The organism is Allocoleopsis sp. (assembly GCF_036703385.1).
Lineage (GTDB): Bacteria > Cyanobacteriota > Cyanobacteriia > Cyanobacteriales > Coleofasciculaceae > Allocoleopsis.
The window spans coordinates 1-7,111 of record NZ_DATNPA010000625.1 but is presented as its reverse complement, the minus strand read 5'-3'; the positions used below and the strand labels follow the sequence as shown (position 1 = coordinate 7,111).

The window sequence follows — 7,111 nt, the reverse complement described above, 5'->3', positions numbered from 1 at the left end:
TGATAAAAAACTCGCGCATTCGCTTTTTTTGAAATCAATCCAACTCCAAAAATTGAACCAACTGATACATGAGTAGTTGAAACAGGAAGCCCATACTTGCTCGCTGCAATAACCATTAAGCCTGTCACCGCATTGGCAGTCAATCCTTGACCATGATTCATTACTGTAATTTTTTGGCTCATTGTTTCTGCAACCTTTCGAGCATTCAGTAACCCACCAACTGCCATGCCTACTGCTACAGCTAACATTCCGAACTGAATTGAGAGAGCTTGAATAATCAATAGGATTGAAACAATCTTGGGAGTATCATTTAACCCCTGGCAAAGCTGACGATTCCGGCACTAATAAAATGGCAAGCATCAACCAATTTTTGGCTATTAATTCCCCAAAATTTTCCTACATACCTCTGGGTGCATTTATCTTCTGTATTTATCGCAACATCAGTAGTAGTAATGCACTGCAAAACGTTAGTGGCATCAGGTTGGGGAATGGGAATTAATTGGGGAGTTTGACTAACACAAAGGCACTATTCTTTTTTAATGCCTAAACAAACACGGATGTAACGGAGTAAGCCATAGGCTAAGGCGGCGATGGGAATGGCAATAATTGGACTGAGCAACAAGGGCACAAAAAAGGAATTAGCCAATTTTGCAAAATTAAAAAGTTGTCATTGGCTCCATTGGAATAAGCTAAAAATACAGTAGCCATAAATAAGGCCATCAAGCCTATTGACATTTCAACCTCTTTAAAATTAGATGTACCCTCTCAATCAGAGTAAGAGGGATAGTGTCATTAGCGCGAAACGTCTTGCTTTAACTGATATGCTGCACCTTTTCATTAGATTTAGGTTGACGTTTCTGAGAGCCATCAACAACAGCAATTGCAATGGCCTTAGGTAAAGGAGAGCAGACAACAACCAAGGTCAATTGCCTTACCATTATTTGCCCGCCAGACTGCGGGAGCTAAACTGTAAAGCACCGCCTTGCCATCTCGCGTTGCCTCGACAAACCCCTCCTTTCGCAGAACTTTGAGATGGTGCGATAGCAAGCTTTGCTCGACACCTAAAACGGTATTCAGTTCCCCAACATGTTTTGGCCCTTCCATCAAGATTTCCAAAATGGCTAGACGAGTGGTAACTGCCAAAACTTTCAGCTTGCGGACACAAAAAGACTGAGGTAACTCGCTTTTTCGGTTCATCGTATACTGCGTGCATGAATTGAACCGCCATTGATATGAATATAATTTTATATCAATGAACTAAAAAAACTACCTTTAAATCCTCTTTCGCCTCATTAACAACAACCACCGCCAGTGTAGTGCCAAGTCGAATCTGTAATTAACACGTCTTCCGGAATTGAAGCAGCCAGTTTGGCGGCTGTCTTATCGCAGACAACGGCAGGAACACCTCGCTGGAGAATGTGCCCTGCTGAGTCATCAAACACCTCTTGAGCACCCTTGTAAATCGCCGTTTTTCCCGTAAAAATACAGGCACCATCTTCAGGAATTGGAACTTTGAAGGCAACACAATCCAGACTTTCTAAGAGCAAATCCTCGTCCAGATGGTAGGTGTGACGATCTAAAAGGCGGTAAGGACGACGGGCGCGAATTTCTACTTGACCAAATCCAGCATCAACAATCTTTTGGGTATATTGCTCGTATGTAAGAGCACCAGATAGGCACATCGCTCTTAATCGTTCATCTTGTTGCAAGTGTGCTGGAATGGGACGAGTGGCAATAGGGTCGCTCATCTGCAATCGTCCACCCGGTTTCAAGACTCGGTAGGCTTCTTTAAGTGCTTTGGTAAGGTCGGCGGGTTCAAAAATATTAAACAGGCAATTCTGTGCTACCACATCCACCGAGGCATCGGGTACTGGCAGAGCAAAGGCATCCCCTGCACGAATTTCTACAAAACTGGGGTCAAACCAGGGATTTTCTTGGGCGGCAAGTTCTAGGTTACGGGTAGCCGCTTCCTGCATCGCACGGACTGGTTCGATCGCAATAACACTACCAGGACGCCGAGAAAAATAAGCAAATTGCAACGCTTCCAAGCCGCCACCGACACCGACATACAGGACAGTTGGCTCGTTCGTGAGTTCAGCAGGATGAACGGTAGTGCCACAACCGTAATTCATCTGCTGCATTTTACAAGGAATTTTCAGTCCTGGCAGTTGTAAGGGACTGCTTTGGACACAACACAAACCTACTTGGGGCGTTTGGGCGACTTCACTGTAAAATTCGGCAGTTGTTTCTAGATAGCTCATTGGAATCCTCTGGCTGGCAACGATTTTGAGGCTACTGCAACCAAGGGTCAATGCTAGCACCTAGGTATCCCTTGCAGTCATTCAATTTTGGATTTTGGATTTTCCCCACGACTTGCAGTCGGGGGCTTGGAATACTGAACCAATTTTTTGTTCTCCATCGCTGCACGTTCTTTGGCTAAACTGAACTTTAAGTAGCCAATTCATCCCAGATGGACTTTGAGCCATGCCTTCGCCGTTTCCGGGAATGGACCCGTATCTGGAACAGCCTGCTTTTTGGTCGTCGTTTCACAGCCGTCTGATTGTAGCTCTAGCTGATGCCTTGGCTCCCAGCCTGCGCCCAAAATACTACGTGGAGGTGGAAACTCGCACTTACAAGGACACTCTGGAAAACGAGATTCTGGTAGGCATTCCCGATGCTGTTGTCCTTTCGTCAAAACCTGTTGCCCCATCCGAAATCAGAACAGAGGCAGCAGTTCCCAGTACGGCGGTACAACCACGCCCCAAGCAAGTAACCGTTCCCATGCCCGTTGAGGTCAACGAGCGTTATCTGGAAGTGCGCGAATTAGCCACAGATACTGTAGTCACGGTAATTGAGGTGTTATCTCCCAAGAACAAACGCCAGGGGGAAGGGCGAACAGCGTATGAAACCAAACGACAAATAGTTCTCGGTAGTCTGTCCCATCTCGTTGAACTTGACTTGTTGCGTGGGGGAAAGCCAATGGCAATGAGCGGGGACGATACAGCAGCAGACTATCGCATCCTCGTAAGTCGCCGCCAGCGTCGTCCAACTGCCGAGCTATACGGATTCAGCTTGCCAGAAGCGATTCCCAACTTTCCCTTGCCACTCATGAGTGGGGATGCAGAACCCTGGGTAGATTTGCAAGCCATCCTCAATGGAGTGTACGAGCGAGCTGGATATGATGCGCGGATAAACTATCGTCAGCCACCACCACCGCCAGCTTTAGGAGAAGCCAATCAGCGATGGTTGGATGAGTTGTTAGCACATGTACGGGAAGGCTAAGCGGAATCTGAGCCGAAGCAATATATACGAAAATCGTAAATCTAAAATCCAAAATCGGTTGACTCTAATGTCCCAGCCAGTCTTTGAGTTCCTGTATTAGCCAAAGGCGTTCTACTGTAGCCAAAGGGTTAGTGGTATATTTGCGGTTACCCGCTTTGATCGCTACTCCCTTGGGTGCACCTGCTCTCTTGGTTCCCTCTTCACAGATATTGGTAATTCTTGACGTTTTGCCTCCTCCTCCCCAATAGGGAACACCGAATAATTTTCGTCGGATTTTAAAAGAGTTGCGATCGCAATACAGGTCAGTTTGTTCAAAAGCTGGTAGAATAACAGCACCCAGTATCGCTATGCCTATGGCACCAAGCACAACCGCACACAACCAGGGAGCGATCGCGTAAGAATTCCAGTTCCAAAACAGGTTGAAGTAGTTGGGCAGTTGCCATACAAAAGGAACGATTAACCCAAGTAAGTAAACCGCCCTAAAAGCTTTCCTCCCCCGTCTGGGAATTCTAATCTCTAGCTGACTGGCAGATTTCTTGAGTTGAATTTGGCTACCTGTAGGCTTGTAACTGGTAATGGGAGGCTCTAGTGTATGTCGATTTTCCAGAGCCTCCAGAGCTTGGCGAGCCGTACTCAATCGTTCTGCTAAACTCGGCTCTGTGAGTTTGCCAATCCAATTCACAAAACCGAGTTCTAAACTAACTCGGTCAGCAAATTGAATACGTGCATCGTGCTGCGGTAAATCAGCAGGAGCAACACCCGTTAAAAGATGAATTAATGTTGCCCCCAAAGCATACAAATCGGAGGCGGGAACCGCTCGACCGCCGAACTGTTCCATTGGCACATAGCCATAAGTTCCTACTACCGTAAACGTTGCTCCTTCTAGCACCGCTTGGTCTTGCACAGCTCCAAAGTCAACGAGGTAAACTCGCCCATCTTCACGCCAAATTAAGTTACTAGGTTTAATATCTCGATGGATGACAGGAGGAATTCGTTCATGCAAGTAGACGAGAATACTCAGTACCTCAATAGCAATCTTTTCGACTTGGGCCTCTGAAAAGTGCTTCCCTTCATCAAGGATTTGTTGAAGAGAGGTACCTGGAATATAACTCTGCACCAAAGTAAACCAAGAAAATCTTGAACCGGGCTGGTGTTCAAGCATAAAGTAATCTCGATACTTAGGAATTCGAGGATGGTCTAAATTTTGCAGAATTTGAGCCTCGCGCTCAAACAGATTGTATTCATGCAGGTGCATCTGAGGGTTGACAGCTAACAGCTTCACAATCACAAGTTCTTGAGATTGTGAAACTAAATCGATCGCCAGCCAAGTTTGACGACTGGCATCCTGTCCTAATTTTTCCTTGAGTTGGTAGCGCTCATTTATTACCTGTCCCACTTCTGCCATCTGACCAACCTCTCCATACACTTAATTAATTCCTTCTCCCACCTTTGTGAAAAGCAACAACCAACTGATCACTGGTCACTGCTCATTGAACACTGTTCAGTCCCAACCAGTTTTTGATTTCCTCTACCAACCAGTAACATTCGCTGTGGGAGAGAAAGGACGCAAATCCACCAAATACATATTCTTGGACACCAACAGCGATCGCAACTTCAGGGATTTTCTTTTTGACGTTATAAATGCCTCGATTTTCACTCTTAAAAACTTTGTCAATAGCTAACGTTTGACCTCGCTGCCGTTGCCAGCAAAGACCCAATAATTTCCGCTCAATCTCAAAGTGCTGATGATTAAAATAAACAGTCGTTTCTCCAAACCCAGGTAGCAGCAGCCATGCTGCAAACAAAATTCCGACGATTAACCAAACTAAAAGAGACGGTACAGAGGAAGTATGACCCCATCTCATCGCTTGTATTGTCCAACTTCCCCAAAACCAGACCCAAAATCCTAACCCTGCCATCACAGCAAATTGCCCAGGAGCCACTAAGGCTTTGCGCCAGCGCACGGGAATTTTTATCTTCAGGCGACTAGGGGATTTTTCCAATTGAATTGGGCTACCAGAGGGCTGTGGACAAGCAAGAGTACCGCTAGCAACCTGATTTTCATTGAGTGCTTCCAGTGCTTGTTGTGCTGTACTAAATCGTCGTGAGAGATTCGGCTCAGTTAACTGTTCCAGCCAGCGAACGAAGCCGGGATTAAGACAGACTCTGTCCGCAAACTGGATACGACCATTTGGCTGTGGCAAATCTGCCGGAGCAACACCCGTGAGCAGATGAATCAGGGTGGCTCCTAGAGCATAAAGGTCAGAGGCTGGGGTGGCTCGACCCCCCAACTGTTCCAGAGGAGCATAGCCATAAGTTCCCACGACGGTAAAAGTTGCTCCTTCTGCGGCGGCTCGATCCTGCACGGCTCCAAAGTCAACCAGATAAACCATGTTGGTTTCCCCTGGATAAGAGGAAACTCCACTTTGATAAGGAGCAACCCCCTCTGCCCCCCCTTGGGTTCGGGGGAATTGAGACCCAGCTGCATTCATAGGTAGCACATTCATAGTCGCCGCGTCCCCGCGTCCTCGCGTCAGGACGTCTGTCTCGACTACTAGATTTGAACGCAACTTCGTATCAGGGGGGGTACCCCAAATTAAATTGCTGGGTTTGATATCGCGATGGAGTACAGGTGGACTCAGACTGTGTAGGTAAACTAGGATATTCAGGACTTGTTGTGTGATCGCACGAACTTCCTGTTCGTTGAAAGTCTTACCCAGAGCCAATAGTTCCGTCAGTGATGAGCCGGGAATGTATTGCTGAACTAAGCCAAACCAGAGCATCTGGTCATCCAGACAAAAATAGTCGCGATACTGAGGAATCTGGGGATGGTTCAACTGTTTGAGGACTTGAGCCTCTCGCTCAAACAACCTCAAATGATCCCACTGCACTTGGTCGCTAAAGGTAAGCAGTTTAACGATGACTCTCTCTTGTATGCGAGTATCTTGTGCTAGCCAGGTTTGACAACTGGCATTATGTCCTAACTGTTGTCTCAGCTGATAGCGATTTTGTAGAATCTGTTCGGTTTGCACCATATCGTCGCTACTCTTTGGAGTCTGGATGGGCTTTAACTTAGGCTATTAAGCACTTTCCCTACATTGAGCAGACTGTTTCAGGACATTTCGAGCAAAATCTAGTGGATGAATTCACATCTTGCATCTCGCCGTGAACTAAAGTTCCGGCTCAAAGCTTAAGTCCGTTTCAACGGACTAAAACCCTTATTGAGTCAGCTAAAGCTGACTTTAGCTATTAGCCCGTTCGCGTTAGCGAAGCGGTAGCGACGGAAGGAGCGTCAGCGTTCCCGTTTGCGTAGCATGCGCGTAGCGCGTAGGGTACTTTAGTTCAGGGCGGGAGTGTAGGTAACAGTTAGGGCTGGTGCAAGACTCCCCATGAGTTAGCGCTCACAACAAAGGATGAAAGGACACTTTCAAGACAGATCTGAGCCTCCAACGAGCGGGGTACCGCTCGTTACCCATGAAAGAAACATTTCCCTCTTCCCTTCTGCCCTTTGCCCTTTGCGCTCTGCCTTGTGTTTCTTAGGAGTCTTAGCTTACCAGTCACTTGTCCAACTCCTGAGATTGAGTTGCTGATGGTGCCGTTCTTCTGGCCATGCGAGTACCTGTTCTTTGGTATCGAGTTTGAAGGTGCGATCTCGTTTGGCGAGGCACCCATGGCACGACGAGTGAAGTCAGCGACATGATGCTCGCTCCATACACCTCTCGGACGTGTGAAGGTGAACGTCCGGATAGTCTAGGCGCGTTTTGTAGCAAAACGGGATTATTAACGCATGACCACGAGCAAAGTGGAGAACCAGCAGACTTTAACGTTT

General features: G+C 47.0%; 7 protein-coding genes. 2 read left to right on the top strand and 5 right to left on the bottom strand.

Annotated elements, in window-relative coordinates; genetic code table 11:
- A partial coding sequence (locus tag V6C93_RS29915; protein ID WP_333480325.1) for an inorganic phosphate transporter occupies positions 1-281 on the bottom strand: 281 nt, incomplete at its 3' end.
- A gap of 5 nt (positions 282-286) precedes the next feature.
- Between V6C93_RS29915 and V6C93_RS29910 the strand changes: the two genes are divergently transcribed.
- Positions 287-499 (top strand): hypothetical protein, encoded by a 213-nt coding sequence (locus V6C93_RS29910; protein WP_333480324.1) that lies wholly within the window; start codon positions 287-289, stop codon positions 497-499.
- A gap of 392 nt (positions 500-891) precedes the next feature.
- On the opposite strand, the gene V6C93_RS29905 is transcribed toward V6C93_RS29910, so the two are convergent.
- Together V6C93_RS29905 and arsM are read right to left on the bottom strand one after the other, a co-directional pair.
- A complete protein-coding gene (locus V6C93_RS29905; protein WP_333480323.1) occupies positions 892-1,197 on the bottom strand; it encodes a metalloregulator ArsR/SmtB family transcription factor in 306 nt (101 codons plus the stop codon).
- A 95-nt stretch (positions 1,198-1,292) separates the two neighbouring features.
- Positions 1,293-2,261: an arsenosugar biosynthesis arsenite methyltransferase ArsM gene (arsM, locus tag V6C93_RS29900; RefSeq protein ID WP_333480322.1), complete on the bottom strand. Its 969-nt coding sequence runs from the start codon at positions 2,259-2,261 to the stop codon at positions 1,293-1,295.
- Between the two features lie 223 nt (positions 2,262-2,484).
- Here arsM and V6C93_RS29895 point away from each other — a divergent pair, with 223 nt between their 5' ends.
- A complete protein-coding gene (locus V6C93_RS29895) occupies positions 2,485-3,282 on the top strand; it encodes a DUF4058 family protein (RefSeq protein ID WP_333480321.1) in 798 nt (265 codons plus the stop codon).
- A gap of 64 nt (positions 3,283-3,346) precedes the next feature.
- On the opposite strand, the gene V6C93_RS29890 is transcribed toward V6C93_RS29895, so the two are convergent.
- Both V6C93_RS29890 and V6C93_RS29885 read right to left on the bottom strand, forming a co-directional pair.
- Positions 3,347-4,687: a serine/threonine-protein kinase gene (locus V6C93_RS29890; RefSeq protein WP_333480320.1), complete on the bottom strand. Its 1,341-nt coding sequence runs from the start codon at positions 4,685-4,687 to the stop codon at positions 3,347-3,349.
- An 82-nt stretch (positions 4,688-4,769) separates the two neighbouring features.
- Positions 4,770-6,317 (bottom strand): serine/threonine-protein kinase, encoded by a 1,548-nt coding sequence (locus V6C93_RS29885; RefSeq protein WP_333480319.1) that lies wholly within the window; start codon positions 6,315-6,317, stop codon positions 4,770-4,772.
- Positions 6,318-7,111 lie beyond the last annotated feature (794 nt).

Bases quoted from the DNA above. Each gene is read 5' to 3' on its own strand.
- V6C93_RS29905 (WP_333480323.1), bottom strand. From the start codon at position 1,197: ATGAACCGAAAAAGCGAGTTACCTCAGTCTTTTTGTGTCCGCAAGCTG.
- arsM (WP_333480322.1), bottom strand. From the start codon at position 2,261: ATGAGCTATCTAGAAACAACTGCCGAATTTTACAGTGAAGTCGCCCAA.
- V6C93_RS29895 (WP_333480321.1), top strand. From the start codon at position 2,485: ATGCCTTCGCCGTTTCCGGGAATGGACCCGTATCTGGAACAGCCTGCT.
- V6C93_RS29890 (WP_333480320.1), bottom strand. From the start codon at position 4,687: ATGGCAGAAGTGGGACAGGTAATAAATGAGCGCTACCAACTCAAGGAA.
- V6C93_RS29885 (WP_333480319.1), bottom strand. From the start codon at position 6,317: ATGGTGCAAACCGAACAGATTCTACAAAATCGCTATCAGCTGAGACAA.